Source organism: Kitasatospora sp. NPDC004272, assembly GCF_053603035.1.
In genome coordinates this window covers 17,581-44,171 of sequence record NZ_JBSGET010000025.1, presented here as the reverse complement: position 1 = coordinate 44,171, position 26,591 = coordinate 17,581, and the positions used below count along the sequence as shown (strand labels likewise).

The 26,591-nt window shown below is 74.3% G+C and carries 28 protein-coding genes; 9 read left to right on the top strand and 19 right to left on the bottom strand.

The window, feature by feature from the left end; all coding sequences use genetic code 11:
* The first annotated feature begins 66 nt into the window (after positions 1-66).
* Complete coding sequence (locus ACWEO5_RS10990; protein WP_452162122.1) at positions 67-879, top strand: hypothetical protein; 813 nt, start codon at positions 67-69, stop codon at positions 877-879.
* A 22-nt stretch (positions 880-901) separates the two neighbouring features.
* Here the strand turns inward: ACWEO5_RS10990 and hemB are convergent, their stop codons facing one another.
* The 7 genes from hemB to ACWEO5_RS10955 all read right to left on the bottom strand — a co-directional run bounded on the left by hemB (position 902) and on the right by ACWEO5_RS10955 (position 8,304).
* Positions 902-1,882, bottom strand: a complete 981-nt coding sequence (gene hemB, locus ACWEO5_RS10985; protein ID WP_344553512.1) for a porphobilinogen synthase — start codon at positions 1,880-1,882, stop codon at positions 902-904.
* 70 nt (positions 1,883-1,952) lie between these two features.
* Complete coding sequence (locus ACWEO5_RS10980; RefSeq protein ID WP_452162121.1) at positions 1,953-3,572, bottom strand: uroporphyrinogen-III synthase; 1,620 nt, start codon at positions 3,570-3,572, stop codon at positions 1,953-1,955.
* Positions 3,569-4,543 (bottom strand): hydroxymethylbilane synthase, encoded by a 975-nt coding sequence (gene hemC, locus ACWEO5_RS10975; protein ID WP_452162120.1) that lies wholly within the window; start codon positions 4,541-4,543, stop codon positions 3,569-3,571. The genes ACWEO5_RS10980 and hemC overlap by 4 nt, the downstream gene beginning before the upstream one ends.
* 41 nt (positions 4,544-4,584) lie before the next feature.
* Positions 4,585-6,000, bottom strand: a complete 1,416-nt coding sequence (locus ACWEO5_RS10970) for a glutamyl-tRNA reductase (RefSeq protein ID WP_452162119.1) — start codon at positions 5,998-6,000, stop codon at positions 4,585-4,587.
* A gap of 31 nt (positions 6,001-6,031) precedes the next feature.
* A complete protein-coding gene (locus ACWEO5_RS10965) occupies positions 6,032-6,889 on the bottom strand; it encodes a redox-sensing transcriptional repressor Rex (RefSeq protein ID WP_452162145.1) in 858 nt (285 codons plus the stop codon).
* A gap of 107 nt (positions 6,890-6,996) precedes the next feature.
* A complete protein-coding gene (locus tag ACWEO5_RS10960) occupies positions 6,997-7,671 on the bottom strand; it encodes a 3'-5' exonuclease (RefSeq protein WP_344553508.1) in 675 nt (224 codons plus the stop codon).
* A 366-nt stretch (positions 7,672-8,037) separates the two neighbouring features.
* Entirely contained in the window at positions 8,038-8,304 is a 267-nt protein-coding gene (locus ACWEO5_RS10955) for a glutaredoxin family protein (RefSeq protein WP_344553639.1), read from the bottom strand.
* An 89-nt stretch (positions 8,305-8,393) separates the two neighbouring features.
* Here ACWEO5_RS10955 and ACWEO5_RS10950 point away from each other — a divergent pair, with 89 nt between their 5' ends.
* The 3 genes from ACWEO5_RS10950 to ACWEO5_RS10940 all read left to right on the top strand — a co-directional run bounded on the left by ACWEO5_RS10950 (position 8,394) and on the right by ACWEO5_RS10940 (position 12,196).
* Entirely contained in the window at positions 8,394-9,317 is a 924-nt protein-coding gene (locus ACWEO5_RS10950; RefSeq protein ID WP_344553507.1) for an HAD family hydrolase, read from the top strand.
* Between the two features lie 461 nt (positions 9,318-9,778).
* Positions 9,779-10,672 carry an ECF subfamily RNA polymerase sigma factor, BldN family gene (locus tag ACWEO5_RS10945; protein ID WP_452162118.1) on the top strand — a complete coding sequence of 298 codons (894 nt, stop codon included), beginning with the start codon at positions 9,779-9,781 and terminating at the stop codon, positions 10,670-10,672.
* A 303-nt stretch (positions 10,673-10,975) separates the two neighbouring features.
* The gene (locus tag ACWEO5_RS10940; protein WP_452162117.1) at positions 10,976-12,196 is read left to right on the top strand and encodes a DUF5667 domain-containing protein; all 1,221 of its coding nucleotides are present in this window, start codon (positions 10,976-10,978) and stop codon (positions 12,194-12,196) included.
* A gap of 199 nt (positions 12,197-12,395) precedes the next feature.
* Here the strand turns inward: ACWEO5_RS10940 and ACWEO5_RS10935 are convergent, their stop codons facing one another.
* From ACWEO5_RS10935 to ACWEO5_RS10905, 7 genes are all read right to left on the bottom strand, one after another.
* Complete coding sequence (locus ACWEO5_RS10935) at positions 12,396-13,400, bottom strand: lysophospholipid acyltransferase family protein (protein ID WP_452162116.1); 1,005 nt, start codon at positions 13,398-13,400, stop codon at positions 12,396-12,398.
* The gene (locus ACWEO5_RS10930; protein WP_452162115.1) at positions 13,397-14,482 is read right to left on the bottom strand and encodes an NAD-dependent epimerase/dehydratase family protein; all 1,086 of its coding nucleotides are present in this window, start codon (positions 14,480-14,482) and stop codon (positions 13,397-13,399) included. Before ACWEO5_RS10930 ends, ACWEO5_RS10935 begins: the two co-directional genes overlap by 4 nt.
* A 199-nt stretch (positions 14,483-14,681) precedes the next feature.
* On the bottom strand, positions 14,682-14,831 hold the full coding sequence (locus tag ACWEO5_RS10925; RefSeq protein WP_436969611.1) for a 30S ribosomal protein bS22: 150 nt from the start codon (positions 14,829-14,831) through the stop codon (positions 14,682-14,684).
* 73 nt (positions 14,832-14,904) lie between these two features.
* Complete coding sequence (locus ACWEO5_RS10920; RefSeq protein WP_014136488.1) at positions 14,905-15,114, bottom strand: helix-turn-helix domain-containing protein; 210 nt, start codon at positions 15,112-15,114, stop codon at positions 14,905-14,907.
* 118 nt (positions 15,115-15,232) lie between these two features.
* The gene (locus ACWEO5_RS10915; RefSeq protein ID WP_452162114.1) at positions 15,233-16,081 is read right to left on the bottom strand and encodes a phosphatase; all 849 of its coding nucleotides are present in this window, start codon (positions 16,079-16,081) and stop codon (positions 15,233-15,235) included.
* The gene (locus ACWEO5_RS10910; protein ID WP_452162113.1) at positions 16,078-17,265 is read right to left on the bottom strand and encodes an acetoin utilization protein AcuC; all 1,188 of its coding nucleotides are present in this window, start codon (positions 17,263-17,265) and stop codon (positions 16,078-16,080) included. Before ACWEO5_RS10910 ends, ACWEO5_RS10915 begins: the two co-directional genes overlap by 4 nt.
* An 88-nt stretch (positions 17,266-17,353) precedes the next feature.
* On the bottom strand, positions 17,354-18,649 hold the full coding sequence (locus ACWEO5_RS10905; RefSeq protein WP_452162112.1) for a helix-turn-helix domain-containing protein: 1,296 nt from the start codon (positions 18,647-18,649) through the stop codon (positions 17,354-17,356).
* A gap of 184 nt (positions 18,650-18,833) precedes the next feature.
* Between ACWEO5_RS10905 and ACWEO5_RS10900 the strand changes: the two genes are divergently transcribed.
* The 4 genes from ACWEO5_RS10900 to ACWEO5_RS10885 all read left to right on the top strand — a co-directional run bounded on the left by ACWEO5_RS10900 (position 18,834) and on the right by ACWEO5_RS10885 (position 22,031).
* Positions 18,834-19,289: a glycine-rich domain-containing protein gene (locus ACWEO5_RS10900; protein WP_452162111.1), complete on the top strand. Its 456-nt coding sequence runs from the start codon at positions 18,834-18,836 to the stop codon at positions 19,287-19,289.
* A gap of 107 nt (positions 19,290-19,396) precedes the next feature.
* Entirely contained in the window at positions 19,397-20,107 is a 711-nt protein-coding gene (locus tag ACWEO5_RS10895) for a class I SAM-dependent methyltransferase (protein WP_452162110.1), read from the top strand.
* A gap of 166 nt (positions 20,108-20,273) precedes the next feature.
* Complete coding sequence (locus tag ACWEO5_RS10890; RefSeq protein ID WP_452162109.1) at positions 20,274-21,191, top strand: helix-turn-helix domain-containing protein; 918 nt, start codon at positions 20,274-20,276, stop codon at positions 21,189-21,191.
* 21 nt (positions 21,192-21,212) lie between these two features.
* On the top strand, positions 21,213-22,031 hold the full coding sequence (locus ACWEO5_RS10885) for a hypothetical protein (protein WP_452162108.1): 819 nt from the start codon (positions 21,213-21,215) through the stop codon (positions 22,029-22,031).
* Positions 22,032-22,226: 195 nt separating this feature from the next.
* On the opposite strand, the gene ACWEO5_RS10880 is transcribed toward ACWEO5_RS10885, so the two are convergent.
* Complete coding sequence (locus ACWEO5_RS10880; protein WP_452162107.1) at positions 22,227-22,916, bottom strand: DUF6193 family natural product biosynthesis protein; 690 nt, start codon at positions 22,914-22,916, stop codon at positions 22,227-22,229.
* Positions 22,917-22,966: 50 nt separating this feature from the next.
* Entirely contained in the window at positions 22,967-23,254 is a 288-nt protein-coding gene (locus ACWEO5_RS10875; protein WP_452162106.1) for a DNA-binding protein, read from the bottom strand.
* A gap of 131 nt (positions 23,255-23,385) precedes the next feature.
* Between ACWEO5_RS10875 and ACWEO5_RS10870 the strand changes: the two genes are divergently transcribed.
* Entirely contained in the window at positions 23,386-25,347 is a 1,962-nt protein-coding gene (locus ACWEO5_RS10870) for an LPXTG cell wall anchor domain-containing protein (protein ID WP_452162105.1), read from the top strand.
* Here ACWEO5_RS10870 and ACWEO5_RS10865 read toward each other — a convergent pair whose 3' ends face one another.
* The 3 genes from ACWEO5_RS10865 to ACWEO5_RS10855 are packed head-to-tail and all read right to left on the bottom strand — an operon-like array spanning position 25,348 to position 26,491.
* On the bottom strand, positions 25,348-25,680 hold the full coding sequence (locus ACWEO5_RS10865) for a hypothetical protein (protein ID WP_452162104.1): 333 nt from the start codon (positions 25,678-25,680) through the stop codon (positions 25,348-25,350).
* Entirely contained in the window at positions 25,677-26,000 is a 324-nt protein-coding gene (locus tag ACWEO5_RS10860; protein WP_452162103.1) for a hypothetical protein, read from the bottom strand. Before ACWEO5_RS10860 ends, ACWEO5_RS10865 begins: the two co-directional genes overlap by 4 nt.
* The gene (locus tag ACWEO5_RS10855) at positions 25,997-26,491 is read right to left on the bottom strand and encodes a hypothetical protein (protein ID WP_452162102.1); all 495 of its coding nucleotides are present in this window, start codon (positions 26,489-26,491) and stop codon (positions 25,997-25,999) included. Before ACWEO5_RS10855 ends, ACWEO5_RS10860 begins: the two co-directional genes overlap by 4 nt.
* Positions 26,492-26,591 lie beyond the last annotated feature (100 nt).

The window sequence follows — 26,591 nt, the reverse complement described above, 5'->3', positions numbered from 1 at the left end:
TGCCCCGCGCCGATTTTCCGTTATGCCAATTGACACCAGGGAAAAGCTGACCTAGCGTCAGGGCCCGTGGAGGAGAAGCGCGGCCGCGGCAGGCCCAGGAAGGACCCGGAGAAGCTGGCCCGCTGGGTGCCGCCGGAGGGCTGGTCCCGGCTGGTGGCCTGGGTGTCGCCGGAGGAGAAGAAGGCGCTGAAGCGGGTCGCCGTGGAGGCGGAGGTGTCGGTCGCGGACCTGGTCCGCGCGCTGGCCGCCGGCCTGGCCGCGGGAACGGTCACGCCCGAGGAGCTCGTCGGTCAGGTACGGAGGGGGATGGCGACCATGGAGAAGATCCCGACGCTGTTCGAGCGGGACGCCGGTTTCCGGGTGGTGGACCGCCCGCGCGCCGAGTGCGCCTGGGTGTTCGCCGGGGAGGGCACGGCGACCGAGAAGCTGGACGGCACGAACGTCCGACTGACCGTCCGCTCGGGGCGGTTGGTGCGGGTGGAGAAGCGCCGCAACCCGAGCGCCGCGCAGAAGGCGCTGGGGATCGTCGACGGCTGGTACGTCGACGCCGCGGAGGACGCCGCCGGGGACAAGTGGATCCTGGCCGCCGCCCGCGGCACCGAGGTCGGCGGCTGGCCGGACGGGGAGCACCCGTGCGAGGCGCTGGGGCCGCGGATCCAGGGCAACCCGCTGGGCCTCGACCGGCACCTGTGCCTGCCGTTCGACCGCGAGGCGCCGGTGTACGAGGGGGTCCCGCGCAGCTACCGGGGCCTGCGGGAGCACCTGGCGGAGCTGGAGAGCCGGTTCGCGCCGGGCGCGCTCGCCGAGGGCATCGTCTTCCACCACCCGGACGGGCGGCGCGCCAAGATCAAGCGGAAGGACTTCCCGAAGTCCGCCTGATCCCGGCGCGTCCGGCGCGCCGTCAGCGCAGCTTGCCGGCGACCTCGACCGCCCAGTAGGTGAGGATCTGCTCGGCGCCGGCCCGGCGGATCGAGGTGAGCGTCTCCAGGACGGTGCGCTCCCGGTCGATCCAGCCGTTGGCCGCGGCGGCCTCGACCATCGCGTACTCGCCGGAGACCTGGTAGGCGACGACCGGCACCGGGGAGGCGTCGGCGACCTGGCGCAGGACGTCCAGGTAGGACATCGCGGGCTTGACCATCACCAGGTCGGCGCCCTCGGCGACGTCCTGGGCCAGTTCGCGCAGCGACTCGCGGGCGTTGGCCGGGTCCTGCTGGTAGGTCCTGCGGTCTCCCTTGAGCGAGGAGCCGACCGCCTCCCGGAACGGGCCGTAGAACGCCGAGGCGTACTTGGCGGTGTAGGCGAGGATGCCGGTGTCCTGGTGCCCGGCCGCGTCCAGCGCCTTGCGGATCACCGCGACCTGGCCGTCCATCATCCCGGACGGGCCGACCAGGTGGACGCCCGCGTCGGCCTGGACCACGGCCATCTCGGCGTAGCGCTCCAGGGTGGCGTCGTTGTCGACCGAGCCGTCGGCGGCGAGCACCCCGCAGTGGCCGTGGTCGGTGAACTCGTCCAGGCACAGGTCGGACATCACCACCAGCTGGTCGCCGACCTCGGAGACCACGTCGCGGATGGCGAGCTGCAGGATGCCCTCGGGGTTGGTGCCCTCGGAGCCGACCGCGTCCTGGACCTCGGGGACGCCGAACAGCATGAGGCCGCCGATCCCGGCCTCGGCGGCCTCGACGGCGGCCCGGCGCAGGGTGTCCCGGGTGTGCTGGACCACGCCCGGCATCGAGGTGATCGGCTTCGGCTCGGTGATGCCCTCGCGGACGAACACGGGCAGGATCAGCTCGGCCGGGTGCAGCCGGGTCTCGGCGACCAGGCGGCGCATCGCCGGGGTGGAGCGCAGCCGGCGCGGGCGGACGGACGGGAATTCGGCAGACACTTCGAAGGCTCCCTGAGTCGCGGAGGAACGCGTCGGGGGGAGGCCCGTCGGCCTCCCCCCGACCTGAGGGTCAGCGCGCCTTGCGGCGCGAGCCGGGGCGGCGTTCGCTCGGCCGGTAGACCGGCTCGCCCGCCGCGGTGGCGGCGTCCCGGCGGGTGGCCCCGAAGTCGGCGAGCGCCTGGGCGAGCGCCGACGCGGACGGGGCCGGGGCCATCACGTCGACCCGCAGGCCGTGCTCCTCCGCCGTCTTGGCGGTGGCCGGGCCGATGCAGGCGATGACGGTCACGTTGTGCGGCTTGCCCGCGATGCCGACCAGGTTGCGGACGGTCGAGGACGAGGTGAAGAGCACCGCGTCGAAGCCGCCGCCCTTGATCGCCTCCCGGGTCTCGGCCGGCGGCGGCGAGGCGCGCACCGTGCGGTACGCGGTCACGTCGTCGACCTCCCAGCCGAGCTCGACCAGGCCGGCCACCAGGGTCTCGGTGGCGATGTCGGCGCGCGGCAGCAGCACCCGGTCGATCGGGTCGAACACCGGGTCGTACGGCGGCCAGTCCTCCAGCAGTCCGGCGGCGGACTGCTCACCGGAGGGCACCAGGTCGGGCTTGACGCCGAAGTCGACCAGGGCCTGCGCGGTGGTCTCGCCGACCGCCGCGACCTTGATCCCGGCGAACGCCCGGGCGTCCAGGCCGTACTCCTCGAACTTCTCCCGGACGGCCTTGACGGCGTTGACCGAGGTGAAGGCGATCCACTCGTAGCGGCCGGTGACCAGGCCCTTGATCGCCCGCTCCATCTGCTGCGGGGTGCGCGGCGGCTCGACCGCGATGGTCGGCACCTCCTGCGGCACCGCGCCGTACGAGCGCAGCTGCTCGGACAGGCCGTGGGCCTGCTCCTTGGTGCGCGGCACGAGGACGTTCCAGCCGAACAGCGGCTTGGTCTCGAACCACGAGTGCGAGGCGCGGTGGGCGACCTGCTCGCCCACCACGGCTATCACCGAGGTCGCCGGGTCCACCGGGGCGGAGACCGGCGAAGGCAGCACCCGGGCGGCCTTCAGGTCGGCGGCGATGGCGGACAGCGTGGAGGTGAAGGTGCGCTGCCGGGTGGTGGTGCCCGAGAGCGTCGCGGAGAGCGCCGCGTCGGGCTTGCGGCCGTGCGCCACCAGCGAGTTGGCGGTCGCGGGCAGCTGGCCCAGGGTGGTGCGCACCACCAGGGTGGTCTCCGGCGCGCCCAGGTCGACGACCTGGCCGGCCAGCAGCGCCTCGGCGTCCACGAAACGGACGTCCGCGCCCTGGCCGCCGCGCAGCGGCACGCCCGCGTAGGCGGGCACGCCCACCGACTGGGCGACGCCCGGGACGACCTCGAACGGCACGCCGGCCTTGGCGCAGCGCAGCATCTCCTGGGCGGCGCAGCCGTCCAGGCCGGGGTCGCCGTCGACGGTGCGGACCAGGTGGCGGCCGGCCTTGACCGCGTCGGCGGCCAGGTCGGCGAGCTCCTTGCCCGCGTCGGCCGGGTCGATGACCTGGACGCCGTGGGGACAGTGGGTGCGGACCGCGGCGGCGGTCAGCGGGTCGGCGATCAGTACGTCGGCGGTGCCGAGCACGTCGACGGCGCGCAGGGTGAGCAGTCCGGGGTCGCCGGGGCCGGCGCCGAGGAAGGTGCAGCGCCCTGCGGGCGGGTGGAATCCGGCGGCGGTCATCGGGCGCGCTCCCCCATCAGGTCGGCCGCTCCGGTGTCGAGCAGCCTGGTGGCCAGGGCGCGGCCCAGGGCCGCGGCCTGCTCCTCGGCGGTCTCGTCGGGGACGAGCGGGCCGGTGGCGGTCATGTTGAGCAGTTCGACGCCGTCGGTGGTGCCGACCACGCCGTCCAGGCGCAGTTCGGTGCCGGCCCAGGTCGCCAGCGCGGCGACCGGGGCGGAGCAGCCGGCCTCCAGGGTGGCGAGCAGGGCGCGTTCGGCGACCACGGCGGCCCGGGTGGGGCGGTGGTCGAGCCGGGCCAGGACGGCGGCCAGGGTCGGGTCGACGCACTCGACGGCGAGCGCGCCCTGCCCGGGGGCGGGCAGCATCAGCGCGGTGTCGAGGTGCTCGGTGATCTCGGCGGAGCGGCCGAGCCGGTTGAGTCCGGCGGTGGCCAGCACCACGGCGTCGAGTTCGCCGGAGGTGACGTAGTTGATCCGGGTGTCGACGTTGCCGCGGATCGGCACGGTCTCCAGGTCGGCGCCGCGGGCGCGGGCCCAGGCGTTCAGCTGGGCCATCCGGCGCGGGGAGCCGGTGCCGACCCTGACGGTGCGGCCGGCGGACTTGTCGACCAGCTCGGCCAGGGTCAGGCCGTCGCGGGCGACCAGCGCGTCCCGGACGTCCTCGCGCTCGGGGACGGCGGCCAGCAGCAGCCCGGCGGGGGCGGCGGTGGGCAGGTCCTTGAGCGAGTGGACGGCCAGGTCGATCCGGCCCTCCAGCAGGGCGTCGCGCAGGGCGGAGACGAACACCCCGGTGCCGCCGATCTGGGCCAGCGACTCGCGGGAGACGTCCCCGTACGTGGTGATCTCGACCAGCTCGACCCGGCGGCCGGTGACCTCGGCCACCTCCTCCGCGACCATGCCCGACTGGGCCATGGCGAGAGCGCTGCGGCGGGTGCCGAGGCGCAGCGGCGTCACTGTCTCTTGACCATTCATGAGGTGATCGTCCTGGTCGTGCTGGGGGGCTGACGGGGTGTTCATCTGGTTGCTCCGGCGGGCGGGACTGCTGCGGCCCGGTCGGTGGGGGCCTGGGTGACGGCGGCCTGGGCGGCGGGGATGCCGCCCGGCGGGATCGAGGACCCCGCCTGGGCGCCGATCGGGGTGCCGGAGACAGCGTGCACTGCCGCCGGGTCCAAGTCGAACAGTTCGCGCAGGGCCTCCGCGTAGGAGGCCCCGCCGGGTTCGGCGGCGAGCTGCTTGACCTTGACGGTGGGGGCGTGCAGCAGCTTGTCGACCACCCGGCGCACGGTCTGCGAGATCTCCGCGCTGGAGCGCTCGTCCAGGTCCGGCAGCCGGGAGGTGAGGCGGGCGAGCTCGCTGCTGACCACCTCGGAGGCCATGGCGCGCAGGGCGACCACGGTCGGGGCGATCCGGGCGGCGCGCTGCGCCTGGCCGAAGGCGGTGACCTCGTCCGCGACGATGGTGGAGACGGCGTCCACGTCGCCGGCGCCGGGGGTGGCGGCGTGCGCGTGCGAGAGGCTCTCCAGGTCGACCAGCAGCGCGCCGTCGAGGGCGTGCACGGCGTGGTCGACGTCCCGGGGCATGGCCAGGTCGAGGAAGGCGAGGGGCTGGGACGCGCTACGCGCGGCGAGCGCGGCGGCGACCTCGGGGGCGTCGATCACGGTGCCGGCCGCACCGGTGCAGGAGATCACCAGGTCGACGTCGGCGAGCGCCCGCGGGACCGCGGCGAGGTCCAGGGTGCGGGCGGCGCCGCCGAGGATCTCCACCAGCCGCTCGGCGCGGGCCGGGGTGCGGTTGGCGACCAGCAGGTCGGTGACCCCGGAGCGGACCAGGGTGGCGGCGGCCAGCGAGCTCATCGAGCCCGCGCCGACCACCAGGGCGCGCTTGCCCGCGATCGGGCCGGCCCCGGCGGCGACCTGCTCCAGGCCGAAGGTGACCAGCGACTGGCCGGCCCTGTCGATGCCGGTCTCGCTGTGGGCGCGCTTGCCGACCCGCAGCGCCTGCTGGAACAGCTCGTTCAGGCCGCGGCCCGCGGTGTGCTCCTCCTGCGCCTTGGCCAGCGCGTCGCGCAGCTGGCCGAGGATCTGGCCCTCGCCGACGACCATCGAGTCCAGGCCGCAGGCCACCGAGAACAGGTGGTGGACGGCGCGGTCCTCGTAGTGCACGTACAGGTGGGGGGTGAGCTCGTCCAGGTCGACGCCGCTGTGCCCGGCGAGCAGCTGGGACAGCTCGGCGACGCCCGCGTGGAACTTGTCCACGTCGGCGTACAGCTCGATCCGGTTGCAGGTGTTGACCAGCGCGGCCTCGCCGACGGTCGCCGAGGCGGCCGCGTCGTGCAGCACCCTGGTCGGGCTGTCGCCGGTGAGCGCGGCGCGCTCCAGCACGCCGACCGGCGCGGTCCGGTGGCTCAGACCGACTACCAGAAGACTCATGCCCCCACCTCGTCGTGACGGATGTTCGTGCTCACGCCGGCATCACCGCGGACAGGTCGTCGTCCGGGCCGCCCTTGGCGGTCGGCGCGGCCTTCGCCGGCTCGGCCTTGCCGCCGGCGGCCCGGCGCAGCTTGGCGGCCGCCGCCCGGACCGGCCCGGGGGCGCGGTCGAGCACCGAGTCGCCCGCGGACGGCTCGTCGCCGGCCTTGCGCTGCTCGTGGAAGGCGAGGATCTGCAGCTCTATCGACAGGTCGACCTTGCGCACGTCGACCCCGTCCGGCACGGTCAGCACGGTCGGGGCGAAGTTCAGGATGCTGGTCACGCCCGCCTCCACCAGCCGGTCGCAGACCTGCTGGGCGGCACCGGGCGGGGTGGTGATCACGCCGATGGAGACGTGCTGGGTGGCGACGATCTCCTCCAGCTCGTCCATGTGCCGCACGGGCAGGCCCGCGGCGGTGCTGCCGACCACGTTGGGGTCGGCGTCCAGCAGGGCGGCCACCCGGAAGCCGCGGGAGGCGAAACCGCCGTAGTTGGCGAGGGCGTGGCCCAGGTTGCCGATGCCGACGATGACGACCGGCCAGTCCTGGGTGAGGCCCAGCTCGCGGGAGATCTGGTAGACGAGGTACTCCACGTCGTACCCGACGCCGCGGGTGCCGTAGGAGCCGAGGTAGGAGAAGTCCTTGCGGAGCTTCGCGGAGTTCACCCCGGCGGCCGCGGCCAGCTCCTCGGAGGAGACGGTGGGGACCGAGCGCTCGGAGAGCGCGGTCAGCGCCCGCAGGTAGAGCGGGAGGCGGGCGACGGTGGCCTCCGGGATGCCCCGCGCACGCGAGGGCCTGCGCGCGGCACCCGGGTCGGGCGTCTGCGAACTGCTGGGTGAGGGTCGGCCGATTGCCACGTTGCTCCTGCGGGTGAAGCTGGGCTTGAACCGCCAGGCTATGCGTTTGTGAACGTGTGCACAAAGATGGTGTCCGATTTGTCCCCGAACAGTGACACGCATCACTCGTATCCCGCCGAACCGATCAGCGCCCGCGGGCCCTCCACCCCGGCCGGCCAGGGCCCCAGCGGCGCCACCCGGCGCAGCAGCGGAGCACCCTCCCCGGAACGCCCCGACCGGGCCGGGCCCAGCCGCGGCCACGGCACCACCGGCCGCACCGGCAGCGGCACCTCGGTGCAGCCGGTGCGCCGGCAGTGCCGCAGCAGCTCCACCGTCGCCAGCGCGTCCCCCAGCGCGGTGTGCGCCGGGAACCAGCCCAGCCCGGCCGCGTCCACGCACGCGGACAGGCCGAACCCGCCCGCCTCCGGCAGCAGTCGGCGGGCCATCCGCATCGTGCACAGCAGCGGCACCGGGGGCAGCGCCACCCCGATCCGCGCGAACTCCCGCTCCAGGAACGCCCGGTCGCAGGTCACGTGGTGGCCGACCAGCACCCGGCCGGCCAGCAGCTCCAGCAGCCACGGCGCGATCTGCCGGAACCGCGGCGCCCCGAGCACGTCCTCCTGCGCTATCCCGTGCACGTGCGTCGGCCCGACCGGCCCGCCCGGGTCCACCAGCGTGGTGAACTCGCGCTCGATCCGCAGCCCGGCGTCCAACTGCACCACGGCGACCTCGACCACCCGGTGCCGCCAGGGGCTACGACCGGTGGCCTCGACGTCGACGACGGCGTAGCCGTTCATCGCGCCCTCCTCTGCACAGCCCCCGGCGAACACGGAAAACCGTTCGATCGTAAGCCGAGAAGCGAGCGAACTCCTAGGGCGATCTTCATCGGACGTTCACGAAGCAATGCCGCGACGGGCGCGGAACCAGGGGCTCGGGGAACGGCGAGCCCGGGTCTGCGAGAGGTTCACTGCCGTGGCGCGCATCTGCTTCCGGTTCTGTTACTACACGCAGCAGCACGAACACTTCGATGGGCTCCGGCCGCCAGCAGCACGGCCCCGCCGTTCCCCGGGCCCCTGGTGGTGCATGCTCGTCTGCCGACAGTTCCCCGGGCCCCTGGCGGTGCATGCCCGTCTGCCGACAGCTCCCCGGGCCCCTGGATGCGCCTATGCGCCCAGCGCCTTGCGCAGCCGCGTCTCGTCCACCCGCCAGAAGTCGTGCTGGCGGCCGTCGATCAGGGTCACCGGGATCTGCTCGGCGTACTGCTCGTACAGGGCCGGGTCCTGGAGGATGTCCTTCTCCTCGAAGGCGGCGCCCAGTTCGGCGGTGACCCTGAGCACCACCTCGCGGGCGTCCTCGCAGAGGTGGCAGCCGGGCTTGCCGATCAGGGTGACGGTGGTCTCGGCGGGGTTCTTCTTGGTGCGTCGCAGCAGGCTCACCGGTTCATTGTGCCGCCGCGCGTTCACTGCGGGGGCACTCCGCCGACACGGGTTCGGTCGGCCGCGCTGACTATGCTCGGCACATGGCCGCGCTGCGAAGGCTCACCCAGTCAAGGCGTTCCACCGACGATCGGACCGCCCTGGCGGGCGAGGCCGCGGCCGACGCCGCGGAGGGCGCGCTCCCGCCGGAGGAGCGGAAGGCGCCCGAGGGCGACCACACGCCGGTGCCCGGGGACGTCCGGGCGGCCGCGTTCTTCGACTGCGACAACACCATCCTGCGCGGGGCGGCGATCTTCTACCTCGGGGTCGGGCTGTACCGGCGGCGCTTCTTCTCCCGCCGCGACCTGGCCCGGTTCGCCTGGCAGCAGGCCGCGTTCCGGCTGCGCGGCTCGGAGAACCCGGACCACATCGCCGACGCCCGGGACAGCGCGCTGGGCCTGGTCGCGGGCAAGCGCACCGCGGACCTGGAGCGGATCTGCGAGGAGATCTTCGAGCCGGTGCTGGCCGAGAAGGTCTGGCCGGGGACGCGGGCGCTGGTGCAGATGCACCTGGACGCCGGGCAGCGGGTGTGGCTGGTGACGGCCGCGCCGCAGGAGGTGGCCCGGCTGATCGCGCGCCGGCTGGGCATGACCGGCGCGCTGGGCACCGTCGCGGAGACCCGGGACGGCGAGTACACCGGCCGGCTGGTCGGCGGGATGCTGCACGGCCCGGCCAAGGCGGCCGCGGTGCAGGCGCTCGCCCGGCGCGAGCAGCTGGACCTGGCGCGCTGCGCGGCGTTCAGCGACTCGGCCAACGACATCCCGATGCTGAGCCTGGTCGGCCACCCGTACGTGATCAACCCGGACGGGGCGCTGCGCCGGCACGCGCGGGCGATGGGCTGGCGGGTGCGGGACTTCCGGACCGGGCGGAAGGCGGCCCGGATCGGCGTCCCGGCGGCGGCCGGGCTGGGCGTGCTGGCGGGGGCGGCCGCGGCGGCGGTCGCGGTGCACCGGCGGCAGCGGGCCTGACGCCCGCGTCCGGGCGGGGCCGTCAACCCGGCGCCGCCGACACGCCCTCCGGCGGGTGGTCGTGGCACGTCAGCGGGGGTGAACCCGCCCGGGACGGCGGACGGTTCGAGAACGTCCGACCCTGACCGGAACTGATCGTTCGCCAGTCGGGCAAAGTCGTGGGTTGGGACCGCGGATAGCGGGGAAACCGGGCCCGCGCACCGGTGTTCGGTCACCTGACGTGCACAAGTGGTCACATTGAGCCGGATGGATGGCGCCAACTCCGGTCACCGACAGGTGAATATGCGCAAGAAGTGGACCTCAACCGACCACTTCGACCACGCGGTGTAGCTGTCATTGCACAAAGCGTTATTCTCTCCTGGATGCACCCCACCCGAACGTCCCCGTGACGGGTGGCCAGTGCGGCGTGCTCTCCGCACAGGCGGAGGTGATCCGTCCACAGTTCTGCCTCTGGGAGTCCCGTGTACCCACCCGTCCGGAACGACGCGCCAGCCACCTCCCGCCCGTCGACCGCCACTCTGCGCCGCGGTGTGCGCCTGGAACGGCTGTGGGCCGCGATCCGCGAGTTCGAACTGATCGTCCCCGTGCCGCAGCCCGCGGTGGCCGGGGCCGCGTTCGCCGCCCCCGCCCCCGCGGCCTTCGCCGCGCCGCTGCTGCGCTCGACCACCACCGGCTCCGCCGCCGGCCCGACCAGCAGCCCCGCCGCGGGCAGCGCGCCGGCCACCGGCGGCCGCGGCCGCACCGTGCCCGCCCCCGGCACCCGCGGCCGGTCCCGCAGCGCGCCCGCCGGCCCCGGCTACGACACCGAGCACAACCCGGTGGTGGAGCTGGTCGAGCGGGCCCAGAACGGCGAGAGCGAAGCCTTCGGGCGGCTCTACGACCACTACGCCGACACCGTGTACCGGTACATCTACTACCGGGTCGGCAGCCGGGCCACCGCCGAGGACCTGACCAGCGAGACCTTCCTGCGCGCGCTGCGCCGGATCGGCACCTTCACCTGGCAGGGCCGCGACTTCGGCGCCTGGCTGGTGACCATCGCCCGCAACCTGGTGGCCGACCACTTCAAGTCCAGCCGGTTCCGGCTGGAGGTCACCACCGGCGAGATGCTGGACTCCAACGAGTGCGAGCGCAGCCCCGAGGAGTCGGTGCTGGAGTCGCTCTCCAACGCCGCCCTGCTGGACGCGGTGCGCCGGCTCAACCCGCAGCAGCAGGAGTGCGTGACGCTGCGCTTCCTGCAGGGCCTCTCGGTCGCCGAGACGGCCCGGATCATGGGCAAGAACGAGGGCGCCATCAAGACGCTGCAGTACCGGGCGGTGCGCACGCTGGCCCGCCTGCTGCCGCCGGACGCCAGGTGATCCGCCGACCGTGGACGCGATAGCCCACAGACCGTCGTCGCCGCCCCCGGCGACCGGCGGACCGTCAACCCGCCCCGGGCGCAACCACGTCCGGGTGACGGGGCGGTCATCTGCTCTGCTTAATACGCCAGGGGGGTCGTGCGTAACCGACTCCCGACACCGCTCGTTGGCCAGCGTGCAATCCGCCACCGGGCCCGCAGTCAAGTGGGAACCCAAGCTGTCACCCGATGGTGTGGTTTCGGCCTGTCGGGACAACCAACCGGCGGGCCACGGTGTCGAAAACGACGAAGGGAGGTGTGGCCCGTGACGGCAAACGTGCTTGAGCACCGGCGGGCGAAGTCCTTCGCCGAGGCGCTGGAGGCCCACCAGAGTGACCACCGGAGCGGCGGCTCGCACCGGGCCGGCTCCGCCGCCATGACCGAGCTCCTCGCGATGGCCGACGCCCTCGGTGCGGCCCCCGCCCCCGAGCTCGCCGCCGAGACGCGGACGGTCCAACGCGCCCGACTGATGGCCGCGTTCGAGCAGGAGTGGGCCGGCGGCGCACCCACCGCGGTCCTCCCCGTCCAGCGCGACCGGCGGGTCGGCCGGGTCCGCTGGGGCCGCCGCCTGGCGATCGGCGGCCTGGTCGCCGGCGTGGCCGTCGGCGGGTTCGCCGGAGCGGCCGCCGCGTCCACCAACGCCCTCCCCGGGGACGCCCTGTACGGCATGAAGCGCGGTCTCGAAGGGCTCCGGCTCGACTGGGCCGACAACGACACCGAGCGCGGCGCGCTGCTCCTCCAGCAGGCGTCCACCCGCCTCGACGAGGCGCAGAGCCTGCTCGGCCGCGCCGACAGCCCGACCTCGCTCAGCCCCGCCACGGTCGACCAGGTCCGCCGCGCGCTCGACGACATGCACGCCGAGGCGCTGCGCGGCCGCGACCTGCTGCGCGCCGTCTACCGCACCAACGGCTCGCTCACCCCGATGCGCCAGCTCGCCGGCTTCGCCGGGGAGGACCAGCGCTGGTCGGCCCTGCAGTCCAAGCTGCCGTCCGGGCTGAGCACCCAGGCGTCCAGGGTCGACCGGCTCTTCGACGACATAAGCGAGGACGTCGCGCCGCTCCGGCTGGAGCAGGTCACCGGCCAGGGCGGCAGCGGCGACAGCGGTAGCGGCGGCAGTGGAGCGGCCACCGGGGACACCGGCACCTCGGGCGGGGCCACCGGCACGGACCCGGGCACCGGCCGGCAGCCGCTGCTCCCGGGCACCGGCACCTCGGCCGGCACCGGCGGCGGCCACGACCCGGCCGCCGCGCCGTCCGGCCGGGCCAGCGCGACGCCCGGCGCCCCCACCGCGGGCGGCCTCGGCGACCTGCTGACCGGCCTGACCGGCTCCGGCGCCTCCCCCGCACCCTCCGGCTCCGCCACCCCGGCGACGGGCGGCACCCCCGCCCCCTCCGGCTCCCCGACGGCACCCCCGGCGGACGGCGGCCAGGGCATCACCATCCCGCCGCTCGTCCCGGGCCTGCTGCCGGGGCTGACGCTCAACTAGCAGCGCCTGCGGGAAACCAGGGAGCGCGCCGTCAGGGGCGCGGGGAGCTGCGCGCAGCGGAAGAAGCACGCCGGCAAGATCGCGGGACAGTGCAGGCTCTCGTCCTGCTTCGCGATCTTGCTGTGCGTGCTGGCTCGGCCGCGCAGTTCCCCGCGTCCCTGGTTCCGCGACGTCCGGCGCAGCGGTTCTCCTCGTTCCCCTACCCGAAGACCGAGCGCCGCTGCACCAGCAGCTTGTACAGCGTGTGCTGGATGGTCTCCCGGACCTGGTCGGTGAGGTTGAAGACCAGCATCGGGTCGTCCGCCGCGTCCTTGGGGTAGCTGTCGGTCGGGATGGGCTCGCCGAACTGGATGGTCCACTTGGTGGGCAGCGGGATCGCCCCGAGCGGGCCGAGCCAGGGGAAGGTGGGCGTGATCGGGACGTAGGGCAGGCCGAGCAGCCGGGCCAGGGTCTTGAAGTTGCCGATCATCGGGTAGGTCTCCTCGGCGCCGACGATCGAGCAGGGCACGATCGGGACGCCGGCCCGCAGCGCGGAGGCGACGAAGCCGCCGCGGCCGAAGCGCTGGAGCTTGTAGCGCTCGGAGAAGGGCTTGCCGATGCCCTTGAAGCCCTCGGGCCAGACGCCGACCACCTCGCCGCGCTCCAGCAGGGTCTGGGCGTCCTCGTTGCAGGCCAGGGTGTGTCCGGCCTTGCGGGCGAGTTCGTTGACCACGGGGAGGACGAAGACCAGGTCGGCGGCGAGCATCCGCAGGTGCCGGTCGGCGTGGTCGTGGACGGCGACCTGGGTCATCAGGGCGTCCAGCGGGACGGTGCCGGAGTGGTTGGCGACGATCAGCACGCCGCCCTCGGCGGGGATGTGCTCGGTGCCGCGGACCTCGATCCGGAAGTACTTCTCGGCGAGCGGCCGCAGCAGGGCGAGGAAGACCTCCTCGGTGAGTTCCTCGTCGAAGCCGAAGTCGTCGACCTCGTAGTCGCCGGTGAGCCGGCGGCGCAGGAAGCCGAGGCCGTGGGCGGCGCGTTCCTCCCAGCCCTTGCCGAGGACCCGGGTGGCGGTGGCGCCGAGCTGTCCGGCGAGGGCGGCGCCGACGCCGTCGGCGATCCGGTCGGCGAGGCCGGGGCGGGGCCCGGGGCCGTTCCAGCTGGGGGCGGATTCGATCGGGATGACCTTGGCCGCCGGGTCGGCGGGTTCCCGGGCGGCTGTCATCGCGGCCTCGATTCGTGGTTCTCGGTGGGGTGGTGGCCGGCGGGTCGGTGGCCGGCCGGGGGGTGGTCGCCGAGCAGGCCGGCCAGCCGGTCGGTGACGGCGGTGAGCCGCTCGGGCGGCAGGGGGCCGGCGGAGGTGTGCGCGACGAAGTCGGCGAAGGTCTCGGCGGTGGTCCAGCGCGGGGTGTGGCCGAACTCCTCGCGGAGCCGGACGGTGTCCACCACCCGTCCGTGGGTGAGGAGTTGGAGCTGTTCCTGGGAGAACGCCCGGTCCGCGGGGGCGGCCAGCCGGCGGGCCAGCTGGGCGACCAGGCCGAGGGCCGGCCGCAGCAGCGGGACGGTGGGGCGGCCGAGCCGGCGGGCGCACTGGGAGAGCAGCAGGACGCCGTCCCCGGCGACGTTGTAGGTGCCGGGGGGCGCGCCGAGGGCGGCGCGCCGGAGCACCTCCAGGGCGTCCTCCTCGTGGACGAACTGCAGCCGGGGATCGTGGCCGAACGCGGTGGGCAGCACCGGGAGCCGGAAGTACGCGGCGAGCGGGGTGTCGCCGTCCGGGCCGAGGATGTTGGCGAAGCGCAGCACGGTGACGGCGACGTCTGGGCGGCGGCGGGCGAAGCCGCGGACGTAGCCCTCGACCTCGGCGGCGTCCCGGGCGAAGCCGCCGGGGGGCAGCGCCTTGGGCTGGGTGCGTTCGCCGAACACAGCCGGGTCGCGGGGCGCGGAGCCGTAGACGGCGGTGGTGGACTTGACGACCAGGCGGCGCAGTCCGGGGGCCTGCTGACAGGCGCCGAGCAGCTGCATGCTGCCGATGACGTTGCTCTCCTTCACCGCCGTGCGGCCGCCGTGGCCGAGCGCGGTGACGTTGAGGTGCACGACGGTGTCGACCTCGTGCTCGGCGATCACCCGGGCGATCGCCGGGCGGCGCGGGTCGACCTGGGCGTAGCGGACGCCGAACGGCAGGTCGGCCGGCGGCGGGGCGGCGTCGACGCCCACCACCCGGTCCACCTCGGGGTGTTCGGAGATCCGTTCGGCGAACCGCGCGCCGAGCGGACGCGCCACGCCGGTGACGAGCACGACCTTGCCCACGATGCCCCGACCTCCCTGGATGCCCACCCTGGTGTGCACCGTACCGCGCGGAGCGGACGGGGGCTGAAACGCCACTGCCCGCCCCGGGGATTTCTCCCTGGGACGGGCAGTGGTACACCACCGGCGCCAGTTCTACCTGCGTCGCTGAACGCGTGTGCGGGGCTGAACCCCGCGTGAGCGAGGACGGCGCCGAACGGTGTTACTTCTTGTTGCGACGCTGGACGCGAGTCCGCTTCAGAAGCTTGCGGTGCTTCTTCTTGGCCATACGCTTGCGACGCTTCTTGATGACAGAGCCCACGGAATTTCCTCGCTCACTCGGACCCGCGCCCGTGAGAGAACGGGAGTCCATACGACTGACGGAGGGCCTAGCCTACCGTCCACGTCGCGTTTGCCGTAATCGGTGCCCCCGCGGGGGCACCGACCTACGCGCTTTCGAGCCGCACGTAGGACTCCTGGAGGTACTCGTGCACCTTCTGCTCGGGCACCCGGAAGGAACGCCCGACCCTGATGGCCGGGAGTTCGCCGCTGTGCACGAGGCGGTAGACCGTCATCTTCGACACCCGCATCACCGAGGCGACCTCGGCCACGGTCAGGAAGACGACATCCTGCAGGGGACGCTCGCCGGAACTCATGACCCATCACCCGACCCTTACCCGTGTGCAAGGCACCGGCTTCCCCTCCGGTGACTCCACCGGCACACGTGTATCCCCAGAGTAGTTATGCGTGGTACGGGTGGGAAGAGGGGGGCCGTCACCTGTTGTACGGTGCGAGATCCGCCCGTTGCAGTACGTAGTCGCTCAGCGGAACGTAGCAGCTGGGCGCGGAGCCGTCCTCCAGCGGGACGACCACCTCGACCAGGCCGTCCGCCTCGGCGGCGAACGGGGCGACGTCGTTGCAGTCCGCGACGCCCCCGGCGGGGATGCCGAGGCAGCCCGCGCCGCACAGCCAGCCGTGGTCGCCCAGCACCAGGTCGGGCGGGCGGTGCCCGGCGTCGGCGAGGGCGGCCAGGGCGAGCCGGACGGGCAGCGGGGAGTGGGTGTGCGCGAGGTCGCCGGGGCCGGGGCGGCCGGGGCCGTCGGGGCCGTCCAGGGCGCGCACCACCAGGACGCCGTCGAGCACGTCGAGGTACCGGGGACGCGCGCCCTCGGGGGTGGGCTCGCGGAAGCGCGTGCCCCGCGCGGGGGTGTGCACGGTGCAGCCGGCTGCTTCGAGCGCCTCGGACAGCGCGCGGTGGAAGTCGGCCAGCTTGGTGGGGTGCCCGGTGCCGGCCAGCACGCTGCCGCGCCGGTCGGCGGTGCGGCGCAGCAGGGCGGCGAGCCGGTCCAGGGCGTCGAGGGTGCGGTCGGGGTCGATCGAGTCCGGGCCCTGGCGGTGGCGCGGGTCGGGGTTCACGCCGACCCGGTCGGCCATCAGCGCCAGCACGGCGGCCTCGTCGCGGCGGGGCAGCGGGTCGAGGCCCATCAGCGTCCTGGGGTCGCCCTGGGCGAACAGCCGGTAGTGCCGGAGGTTGTTCTGCCGGGGCGTCGGGACCTCGGGTCCGGCCAGCCGGTGCTTGACCAGGTAGTCGCGCAGTTCCCCGCGGTCGATCCGGGCGGTCACGGGATCAGCCCGTGGTGCGGCAGGACGGCCCGGCGGGCGGCCAGGATCGCCTGGTCGAGGCGGTCGGCGGGGTCGTAGCCGCCGTCGTGGAAGTCGGACCAGTGCGGGGTGGCGCCGTCGGTCATCCGCAGCGGGGCGGGGCGGCGGGTGAGCCGGTAGGTCTCGGCGCGCCACTCCTCGGGGGTCTCGGTGGCCGGGTCGACGGGGTGTCCGGCGGCGGTGGCGACCAGGTGCGTCCAGGTGCGGGGCACCACGTCGACCACCGCGTACCCGCCGCCGCCGGTGGCGATCCAGCGGCCGCCGGCGTGCTCGTGGGCGAGGCGGTGGACGGCCTCGGCGATGATCCGCTGGGCGTCGACGGTGACGGCGAAGTGCGCGAGCGGGTCCTCGACGTGGGTGTCGGCGCCGTGCTGGCTGACGATCACCTGCGGGCGGAACGCGGCCAGCAGTTCCGGCACCAGGGCGTGGAAGGCCCGCAGCCACCCGGCGTCGCCCGTCCCGGCGGGCAGCGGCAGGTTGGCGGCGCTGCCCTCGGCGTCCGGGCCGCCGGTCTCGGTGGCCCAGCCGGTCTGCGGGAACAGCGTGGCGGGGCTCTCGTGCAGCGAGACGGTCAGCACCCGGGGGTCGTTCCAGAACGCCTGCTGCACGCCGTCGCCGTGGTGGACGTCCACGTCGACGTAGGCGACCCGCTCGGCGCCGAGTTCGAGCAGCCGGGCGATGGCCAGCGCCGGGTCGTTGTAGACGCAGAACCCGGACGCCCGGCCGGGCAGCGCGTGGTGCAGCCCGCCCGCGAAGTTGACGGCGTGCGGCGTCTCGCCGCGCCACACCGCCTCGGCGGCGGCCACCGACTGCCCGGCGATCAGCGCGGAGGCGGTGTGCAGCCCCGGGAACGCCCAGTTGTCGTCCGTCCCCAGCCCGTGCGCGTCGTCCACGGCGGACGGGTCGGCGGCGGCCCGCTTCACCGCCGCCAGGTACTCGGCGGTGTGCACCAGCCGCAGCGTCGACTCCCCGGCCGGCGGCGCCGAACGCACCGTCACCGACGGCCGCTTCGTCAGCCCGAGCGACTCGACCAGCCGCATCGTCAGCGCGAGCCGCGTCGGGTCCATCGGGTGCCCCGGCCCGAAGTCGTATCCGGTCTCTGCCTCGTCCCAGAACAGGTGCAGGCCGCAGGTGGTGTCCGCCATGCCCCACACCGTATCGGGACCGCCCCCGGCTGCCCGCCCGCCGCCCTCGGCCGAACCCCCGTGCCGGGGCGGGGCGGATGCGGGCGGGTCACCTCTTCGGGCCGAAGACGGCCGCGGTGAGGTCACGGACTCCCGACACTTGGGGGTGCTGCTGCGCGAGCCCACGGGCGACCGTCCGGATCGAGGACCGGTCCCGGACTTCCGCGGGGCTCGCCCGCAGGGCCGCCAGGAGTTCGCGTGCGGTCTGCTCAGGTCGTCCCCATTGCCACCAGGCGCGTGCGAGGTCGGTGTGCAGCCGGGCACGTCGTTCGGCCGTCGGGAACATCTCGGGGCGCAGCGAGCTTCCGGCTTCGAGAGCCGCTCCGGCGTCGCCCAGGGCCCAGTGGACGCTGACGGCGTAGAGGTCGGCTGCGGCGGGGGTGATGTTGAACAGCCGGCCGGGAGCCGGATCGACCGGCAACCGGTGCGCCGCGCGGCGGGCTTCGTCGGTCATGGCGACGGCGTCGCCCCGCTGTCCGGCGACCGCGGCGGTGTAGGCCAGGGTGCACAGCAACTGGGCGTACGCGGCGGCCTGCTGCTGCGTCGCAAGTCCGGTGGATTCCAGCTGACCAACGGTGTTGAGCATCAGCCGCTGGGCGGCGGACGCCTGGCCCTGGTGACGCAGTACGATCGCCAGCTCCCGCGCCGCTGCGGCCTGCGCGATGGGCGATCCCGAGACGTCGGCCCAGGTGCGCGCCCGGTCGGCGGTCAGCCGGGCCCGCTCGTGATTGCCGGTCTTGGAGAGGATCGCGGTCGCGAGGCTGTAGACGGTGGACAGCCGCGCCTGGTCGAGGGCACGACGGGAGGTGGCGGCGGCGTGGGCATCGGCGATCAGGCCGGGCAGTACGGTCAGCAACCGCTCGTGCGTACCACTGTCGTACAGGGCGCGGGCACCGGTCAGCCGCTGGTCGATCCGAGCGGCCTGCCGGGTGGGGGCCGGGGTGTCGGCGAGGGCGTCGTCCAGGCCCAGGAGCAGGGAGGCCGGTCCGGCCACGGTGGCGGCTACAAGTGTTCGACGGCGCACGGAGATCTCCTCAGCCTCGCGGGAGCTGGCCGCCGCCACTCTAGCGGCGGGAACGGAGGCCGACGGGGTGAGCGCGAGCGATGTCACCAGGACGTGGTCGGGCATTCCCACTTCGCTGGCAGCACGTTGAAGGAGCGTCAGGTCGTGGATGCGGGTGCTGCGCTCCAGGCGGCTCACGGTCGAGGTGGAGCAGCCGAGGCGGCGGCCCAGCGCTTCGAGCGTCCACTCGCGGTGCTGGCGACCGAGCCGGATCAGGGCTCCGGGGCGGTGCTGGTCCACCAGTTCCCGCGCCTTCGAGGTGGTCCACAAGGGATCTGACAACGGACCTCCCACACAACACGGCTGGGCCCACACACCGTACCTGCCACCCGATACGCCGTCGATGACGCTTGCAGGCTCTGCAAATAGCCTCCGGCAAAAGAAAGTTGACCACTGGGAACCTCAATCGGGCGCTGTCATGGAGCCGCCACCCCGGAACTCCCGGGGTCGACCACTCGGAGGAACCATGGCAACCACAGTCGCCCCCGCCGGCCTGATCGTGGGCCCGCAGCGCTCCGTGCGCGATCTCGTCCCCACCGACCTGTGGGACAAGCAGATCGGCCTCCTGATGCGCGACCACCCCTACGACTCCGTCATGGCCAACCGCGTCCTCGGCCAGGGCTACGCCTACCTGCTCACCGCGATGGCCCACCGCGGCGAGCGCCTCGGCCTGGGCCCCAGCTCGCTGGTGGACATCGGCGTCCACACGATCATCCTGGACACCGTCGCCTACGCGGAGCTGTGCCGTGTCCACAACGGCGGCCAGTTCCTGCACCACGTGCCGGCCGTCGAGTTCAAGCAGGACGGCACCGTGCTGCGCACCGCCGAACTGATCGCCGCCGAGGGCTGGGAGGTGGACCTGCCGCTGTGGGCGGAAGCCGCCGAGTGCAGCCCGTGCCACCCCGGCAACGACTCGCACTGATTCACCCCGGGGTCCCGGCCACCCGGCCGGGACCCCGGACGCACCGGGGAGAGTGGAGTTCGGCCGAACCTCCGCGCCGGGGTCGGTGGGGCGCGAGGATGGCGCGGGTGACCGACACCTCGGCCGTCCGGGCGGCGGCAGACCTCTGGCACCACTACGGCCGCGGCCGGGCCGGGACCGATCGGGGCGTTCCCGGTGGCTTCGCCTGGACGTGGGGGCAGGACTGCGGGCCCGGGGCGGAGCTCCTCGGGGGCGACCTCGGCGGGTTGACGATCGGCGACCTCGGCTCCGGCTCCGGCCGGCACGCCGCGCACCTCGTCGTGCACCACCGTCCGGCCCGGGTCGACGCCGTGGACGCCTCGCCCGCCCAGTGCGCCATGGCCGAAGACCTGTACGGCTCCCTCGCGCCCCGGCTGCGGCTGGTCCGCTCCGAGGCCGTCGGGCACCTCCTGGGCCACCCCGGCGCGTACGACGTGCTGTACTCCGTCTTCGGCAGCCTCGACTTCACCGACCCGGCCGAGCTGCTCCCGGCCGCCGCGAGCGCCCTGCGGCCCGGCGGGCTGCTCGTCGCCGCCACGCTCGGCCACTACCTCGGCGGGGCCCCGGCGGAGGCGGACGCGGTGCCCGCCGAGATCCCGGCCAGGACGCCGGAGGGCGCGGCCGCGACGATGCGCCGCTGGGTGCTCCAGCCGCAGGTCTGGGCGAAGGCCCTGGACGCCGCCGGGTTCACCGCCGTCAGCACCGAGCGGGTCGCGCCCGCCGTGCCCGGGGGCCGCAGCGCGGACACCCTGCTGGTGCGTGCTGTGCGTCGCCCCTGAACGAAGTTGACGACTTTTCAGGCATCAGATCGCCAGAACGTGACTTTCCGTCGACCGCTTGGCGCCGAGCGTAGTCGGCGTGTTACGTTCCGCAGCAGTCGAAGGAAAAGATTCGCCCCGGCGGTGCGCCAACACCCCGGGGCATGACACAGGAGCCACAACTCCCATGCGCGTCAATCGTAGCCCCCATGCGGGCAACTTCACCGTCCTTCCGAACGAGATCCTGCAGAACTCCGGCCTCCGCCACGGGCCCCGGGGCCTGCTCTGCTTCCTGCTCTCCCTCCCCGACAACCAGTGGATGCCCGCCGAGGAGATGGCCCGCCGCTCCTGCGACACCCTCAGCAGCGTCCGCAGGTGGCTGCGCGAGCTGACCGAGGCCGGCTACTACGTCGTCCGCCCGGTCCGGATCCCCGAGGGCCACATCATCTCCGTGCAGCACGTCACCGATGTCGCCTGGAAGTTCCCATCGCTGCAGGTCGCACCGACTGCGGGAAAACCGGAGTCCGGTCACGGGGGGTCCCTAAAGACAAAGAAACGAGAGCAAGAAACCCCCCTCCCTCCCTACCCTCCCGAACCGCCTGCGGCGCCTCCCGCCGCACCGCCCGCGATCCCGCGCCAGCGCACCCGAAGCGCCCGGAGCGCGCCGCGCCCGCCCGCACCGACTCCCGCCCCCGCGCCCGTCCTCGACGAGCGGAACCGCACCGCCGCCGACACCCTGCTGCGCGTCGTCCGCCACGAGCCGCGCCTGCGGATCGGCGAGGCCGAGGCCGCCCGCCTGGCCCCGCTGGTGGCCGGGTGGTTCGACCGGGGCAGCGGTCCGGCCGACCTGGCCGCCGCGCTGCTCCCCGGCCTCCCGGATCACGTCCACTCCCCCTTCGGGTTCCTGCACCGCCGCCTCACCGACAAGGTCCCCGCCGCCTTCGCCCCGCCCGCCCCCGCCCCCACCTGCCCGGCCTGCCACGACCCCGTCCCCCGCCCCGGCCCCTGCCCGCCCTGCACCCAGGCCCCACCACCCGCCCCCGTCACCCCCGGCACCGGCGCCGCCCTGGCCCGCGAGGCCCTCCGCCGCGCCCGGGCCGCCTGACGTCCCGGCACACCGGAGGAGTTGGACGCCCCCGACCTCACCCGCCACCTGCTGTCCACGACCGGCAGCACGGCGGGGACGGGTGCACACGACGCCCTCGGAGCGAAAGCGGTGGCCGCCCTGGTCCCGGGCGCCGAGGAGGAACAGGCCGTCGCCCTGGCCCGCCTCGCGTACGGCCGCACCTGGACAGCCCCAGCCCCCTTCCCGACCGGACAGCGGCCACCCGGCCCGAGAGAGACGGTGATGAGCCCCGGCACCCGAAACCGGACCGCGTGGTCCGACGAGTCGTTCCAGGAGGAGAACTCGTCGGGCTTCTACATCATCGCCGCGGCGGTGATCGAGCCCGGTGCGGAAGAAGGGGCCCGGGACACGATGCGGGCCCTCCGGCACCGGGGTGGTCGAGCGGACCGCAAGTTGCACTGGACGGAGATGGACCACCGCCAGCGAACGGACGCAGCGCGGGCGGTGGCGTCCCTGCAAGGACTGCACGTGGTGACGTTCGGCGCCCCGGTCCCGGTACGGCGCCAAGAGCGGGCCCGGGCGAAGTGCCTCGCCGAGTTGGTCTCCGGGCTGCACGGGTTCGGGGTGGACCGTCTGTACGTCGAGGCCCGGGAGCCGTCGCTGAACGAACGCGACGTACGGACGGTCATGTCGGCACGTCGCACGCTGCCCGTGGACAGCGTTTTCCGGGTGGAACACGTCCACGGTGGGAACGAGCCACTGCTGTGGATCGCCGACGTCGTAGCCGGTGCCCGACGGCTCGCACAGTTCGGACGCTGCGAGTACTGGCAGCGCTTCGGGGATTCGGCCGTGGAAGTGGACGTCGTCACGGACTGCTGACCACGTCCGGAAAAGCGCCGAGCCAGGCTCCCGGTCTGCCCCAGGTCACCTGGCTCCACGACTTCCGGGAGTCCGCGACTCCCGGCGTCATCCCCACTGTACCCAATCTCGCGGCACCGGGCCGGGCTTCTCCACCGAGCCCGGCGGCGCCACCCGCTGACGGGGCCCGGACCGGTGGGCGGCGGGAGGACGGCGTCAGCGCGCCGGGGCGATCCCCTCCGGCAGGCCGGCCACCACGAAGGCGACGGCCTCCTCCGGCGTCTCGAACCGCGCGAGCACCTCGTGCCCGTCCCGCACCGCGTAGGTCCGCTCGTAGTGCGGCCAGATCATCGGCCCGACCCCGTTGACCCGCCGGTTCGGGGTGGTGCTGGTGGAGAACCAGAGGTTGTCGTGGCTGGTCACCGGCATCAGTCGGCGGAGCACCGGCTGGGCGTACGCCGCCACCAGCAGCGCGTGCACGCGCGGGAAGCCGTTCATCGGCCAGGTGTGGACGCGGTCGAGCCTGCGGCACCACTCCAACTCGACGGTGCCGAGCGGCTCCCGCTCGTGCGCGAGGGCCCAGGGACGGAACTCGATGAACGGGGCCCGCTCCTTGCTCCCCTCCAGCCCCGCTCCACCCGTCCAGGCCACCACCGCCCCGACCATCCCGGCCGGATCGGCGGTCACCCCGGCGGCCAGCAGCAGCCGCCCGCCGTGCAGGTACACCCAGAAGTCCCGGCGCCGCTCGTCGACCGGGAACACCCTCGCCCGCCGGTCGAGCCCCGCGGCGACGTACCCGCCCCGGTCGTCCTGCTCGGGCAGGACGACCCCCAGGCCCTCCGCCACCCGCAGCAACCTCTCCCCGAACGCCGCGCGGCCCTCGCCGACCACCACCTCGAAGCCCATCCGGCCAGTATGGGTCCGGGCGTGTCGGCGGCACCGGCCGAACGGGAACGTCAGAACGAACGGGCGATGTCCTTGAGCAGGCGCAGGGCCTTGCGCCGGCGGGGAGCGGTGGCGCGCCAGTGCTGCTCCGCCTCCACGCTGGCGCGGGTGACGGCCAGTTGCCGGTTGGTGGTGCGGACCGGATCGATGCGACGGGTGTTGGCCATCAGCGAGTTGAAGTGGAACTCGCCGATCCCCAGGCAGGCGGCCGCCTCCTCCCGGGTCATCCACGCACCGTCCGGCGGGAGCCCCCGGTAGGCGAAGGGGATCTGCGGGAGGCTGTCTCTCCAGGTCTTCACCCGGGCATTGTCCCCGCCGACACACCCGGCCGGGTGACGGTAAGCCAGGGGCGTTCGTGTCGGTGGCCGTTCGTGGTCGTGCGGTGCCTAGCGTCTGGCCGGAACGGGTGCCTGGCGGAGGGTGGACGGCGATGCGGCGGAGCGCGGCGGCGATCTGGGCGGTCCTGGTGCTGCTGGCCACCTGCTGGTCCTGGTCCGACCCGGCCGGGGCGGTGCCGCCGAGCGCGCCGTTCGCCGCCTACCAGTACGGCACCGACGGCTGCCTGGAGGTCGGCGCCCGCGACGGCCAGCCCAAGCCGTACGCCGCGCCCGCCGACCACGACCCGACGGCCGGCTACCCCGCGTTCGGCTACGACCCCGCCGCGCTCGGGTTCACCGTCACCAGCGGCACCAACGCCTGCCGGTACAAGTTCTACGACAAGAACCCGCGCACCGACCCGAGCGCCGTCTACATCGCCTCCGGCTACTGCGTGCAGTACGCCGCCGGGCAGCTCTCCGGCACCGGCTACGACCCGCAGGACGCCGCCCCGGTCCGCGACGCCGGGTACGTCCGGCGGATCCTCGCCGCCTACTGGCCCAACAGCAACCTGCCCACCGTGCCCGGCGCCGCCAACCCCACCGTGGCCAACCGGCAGCGTTCCGGGGCCGTCGCGATGGCGATCCACTGGTTCACCGACGGCATCGTGATGCCGCCCGACTACCAGGTGCCCGAGCTGTACGCGTCCGTCAAGCAGGTCGTCGACGGCGCCCTCGCCGCCGGGCCGCTGCCCGCCCCGGCCGACCCGACCCCGGCCCTCGACGGCCCCGGCGGCGGCGACGCGCAGACCCTGGTCGGGCCGTACACCGTCGGCGCGAACGCGCTCGGGCCGGTCACCGTCCGGATCGACGGCGACGGGGTCGCCGCGTACACCGACGCCGCCGGGACGGTGCCGTTCACCAGCGGCGACACCCTCCCGCCCGGCGGGCAGCTGTGGCTGCGCGGCCCGGCCGGACGGGTCGTGCTGCACGCCGAGGGGCCGGTGGCGGCGGAGATCGGGACGTACCTGGCCGGCGACCCCTCGGTGCGGGTGCAGTCGATGATGCTCGCCACCGCCCGCACCCTCACCGGCAAGTCCGAACGGACCGTCACCCTGACGCCCGGCGACCCGCCGCGGCTCTCCAGCCGGGTCTCGGCGACCGTGGTGACCAGCGGCGACCCGGTCTCCGACAGCTTCGACGTCGCCGGGCTGCGCGGTTCCGCCACGCTCACCGCCACGCTGTACGGGCCGTTGTCCGTCCCGGGCTCCGGGGACTGCGCGCAGGCCGACTGGGACCCGGTCGCCGTGCCCGTCGCGGCGTCCTACGACCCCGTGCCGCTCACCGGCGACGGCCGGGCCGTCCTCCCCGAGCGGACCACCGGTACGCCCGGCTGCTACTCCTTCGGGGCCCGGCTGCAACCCGAAGCCGCCGACGCCGTGAACCTCCCGCCCGGCGACCCGGCCGAGACCTTCCGGGTCGACCCGCGCGTCCCGCCGCCCGTCCTGACCCTCACCACCAGGGCCTCGGCGAGCACCCTCCCGGCCGACCGGGAGGTCACCGACACCCTCACCGTCACCGGCGTCACCCCCGGGAGCACCGTCCACCTCGAACCCACCCTGTACGGCCCGCTCGCCCCGGCCCCCGGCGGCGGCTGCGCCGGACTCGACTGGACCGCCCCCGACCTCCCGGTCGCCGCCCGCCTCGCCCCGCACGACCTGACCGCCGACGGCGCGGTCACCACCGAGCCGGTCCGGCTCACGGCGGCCGGCTGCTACAGCTTCGACACCGTCATGACCCACACCGTCCTGACCGGCGGCCAGGAACCGGTCGGACACGGCCTCGGCACCCCGGAGGAGACCCTCCTGGTGGAAGCCGCGCCCGGCCCCAGCCCCTCCCCGAGCCCGAGCCCGAGCCCGACGCCGAGTCCGAGCCCGAGCCCGAGTCCGAGTCCGACGGCAAGGCCGGTGCCCCCGCTGCCCGACACCGGGGCGGACGAGGCCGGCGCGGTGCTGGCCGGCGCGCTCGCGCTGCTGGTCCTGGGCTCGGCCGCGCTGGCCGTCACCCGACGCAAGTAATCACGCCCTTCCTTTCCGCCCGGCCCGGTCCTCACTGTCCGCCCCGTCGTGCTGGTCGGCCGGGGTGTGGACTTCGCTCCAGACGGTTTCGCGGGCGGTGCCGTTGTTGCGGGAGGGCGGCGAGTAGCGGTGTCCCCAGCGGTCGCCCAGGGCGAGGGCCTTGAGCACCGCCATGTGGTCCTCGGGGCTGGGGGAGCCGTCCTCAGGGCGGAAGATGCGCAGTTCGACCCGGTAGCCGTCCGGGATGACGGTGAGCCGGGCCTCCCCGCCGCCGGCCTCGGCGAGCCGTTCGGCGATCTCCCAGGCACGTTGCCGCAACGTGTCGCCGCTCATGAGGCGGCCCCCGGGGCGGGCACGGTTCGGGGCGGGAGGGGGAACTCGCCGCGCAGGAAGGCGAGTTCGATCAGGGCCTGGGCCGTCCGCCTGGCCCAGGGCAGCCCGACGCAGCCGAGCGCGAGGGCCCCGAATGCCGGCGGCGCGTCGTCCCGGTAGACCGGGGACAGGCCGGACGGCGGCTCCAACCCGGCCGCCCGGAAGGCTTGTTCGAGCAGGTCGGCGGCCCGTTCGGCCTCGGTGAACCTGCCGTGCGGGAACCGCCGGAGGACGTCGGTGTCCCCCAACGGCTGTCCGGTGTACAGCACTTGCTTCCTCATCTCGATGTCGTCGTTGCGGACGTTCCGGGACGGGCGGGCGCGACCCGCGACAGGTCCGCACGGGTGGGATGGCGCACCGCGCACCGCCCGACCGCCCAGGGCGCGCCCCCGTCGCCCGGCGTGAGCACCAACTCGCCCCGCCCGTCCAGGTGCGAGAACTCACCGAGCCGGCCACTGACCGCGTCGACCAGCAGTTCGCCCGGCTCCGGCACCCACACCAGCGCACCCGCCCCGCCGAACTCCCCGCCCCGCACGGCCCGCACGTACGGCGCGCCCGTCCAGACCAGCGTCGCCAACTCGCTCGCCACATCCGGTGCCACACCGCCGAGTTGCACCAGGTGCGCCCCCGTGGCCGCCCGCTCCACCCCCAGCGATGGCAACCTGAGACCGGCCGCGTCGAGCGCCTCCCGGAGCCCGTCGCACACCTTGCGCGCGAAGGCCCGATCCTGCCGCTCCAACCGGCCAAGCAGGGAGTCGGCCATGGCGGTCACCGCCCGTTTCCTCGATCCGCGAATGTCACTTTCTGTGCCTCAAGGATTGCGGAGCGGCGCTACCCTGAACAGGAGAGACGCGTTCCACCCGGGGGCTGGA

Coding starts and splice junctions, on each gene's coding strand:
- ACWEO5_RS10980 (WP_452162121.1), bottom strand. CDS start 3,572: ATGACCGCCGCCGGATTCCACCCGCCCGCAGGGCGCTGCACCTTCCTC.
- ACWEO5_RS10920 (WP_014136488.1), bottom strand. CDS start 15,114: ATGAGTTCCGGCGAGCGTCCCCTGCAGGATGTCGTCTTCCTGACCGTG.
- ACWEO5_RS10970 (WP_452162119.1), bottom strand. CDS start 6,000: ATGAGTCTTCTGGTAGTCGGTCTGAGCCACCGGACCGCGCCGGTCGGC.
- ACWEO5_RS10870 (WP_452162105.1), top strand. CDS start 23,386: ATGCGGCGGAGCGCGGCGGCGATCTGGGCGGTCCTGGTGCTGCTGGCC.
- hemC (WP_452162120.1), bottom strand. CDS start 4,543: ATGAATGGTCAAGAGACAGTGACGCCGCTGCGCCTCGGCACCCGCCGC.
- ACWEO5_RS10890 (WP_452162109.1), top strand. CDS start 20,274: ATGCGCGTCAATCGTAGCCCCCATGCGGGCAACTTCACCGTCCTTCCG.
- ACWEO5_RS10910 (WP_452162113.1), bottom strand. CDS start 17,265: ATGGCGGACACCACCTGCGGCCTGCACCTGTTCTGGGACGAGGCAGAG.
- ACWEO5_RS10935 (WP_452162116.1), bottom strand. CDS start 13,400: ATGACAGCCGCCCGGGAACCCGCCGACCCGGCGGCCAAGGTCATCCCG.
- ACWEO5_RS10865 (WP_452162104.1), bottom strand. CDS start 25,680: ATGAGCGGCGACACGTTGCGGCAACGTGCCTGGGAGATCGCCGAACGG.
- ACWEO5_RS10900 (WP_452162111.1), top strand. CDS start 18,834: ATGGCAACCACAGTCGCCCCCGCCGGCCTGATCGTGGGCCCGCAGCGC.
- ACWEO5_RS10880 (WP_452162107.1), bottom strand. CDS start 22,916: ATGGGCTTCGAGGTGGTGGTCGGCGAGGGCCGCGCGGCGTTCGGGGAG.
- ACWEO5_RS10960 (WP_344553508.1), bottom strand. CDS start 7,671: ATGAACGGCTACGCCGTCGTCGACGTCGAGGCCACCGGTCGTAGCCCC.
- ACWEO5_RS10925 (WP_436969611.1), bottom strand. CDS start 14,831: ATGGACTCCCGTTCTCTCACGGGCGCGGGTCCGAGTGAGCGAGGAAAT.
- ACWEO5_RS10950 (WP_344553507.1), top strand. CDS start 8,394: ATGGCCGCGCTGCGAAGGCTCACCCAGTCAAGGCGTTCCACCGACGAT.
- ACWEO5_RS10860 (WP_452162103.1), bottom strand. CDS start 26,000: ATGAGGAAGCAAGTGCTGTACACCGGACAGCCGTTGGGGGACACCGAC.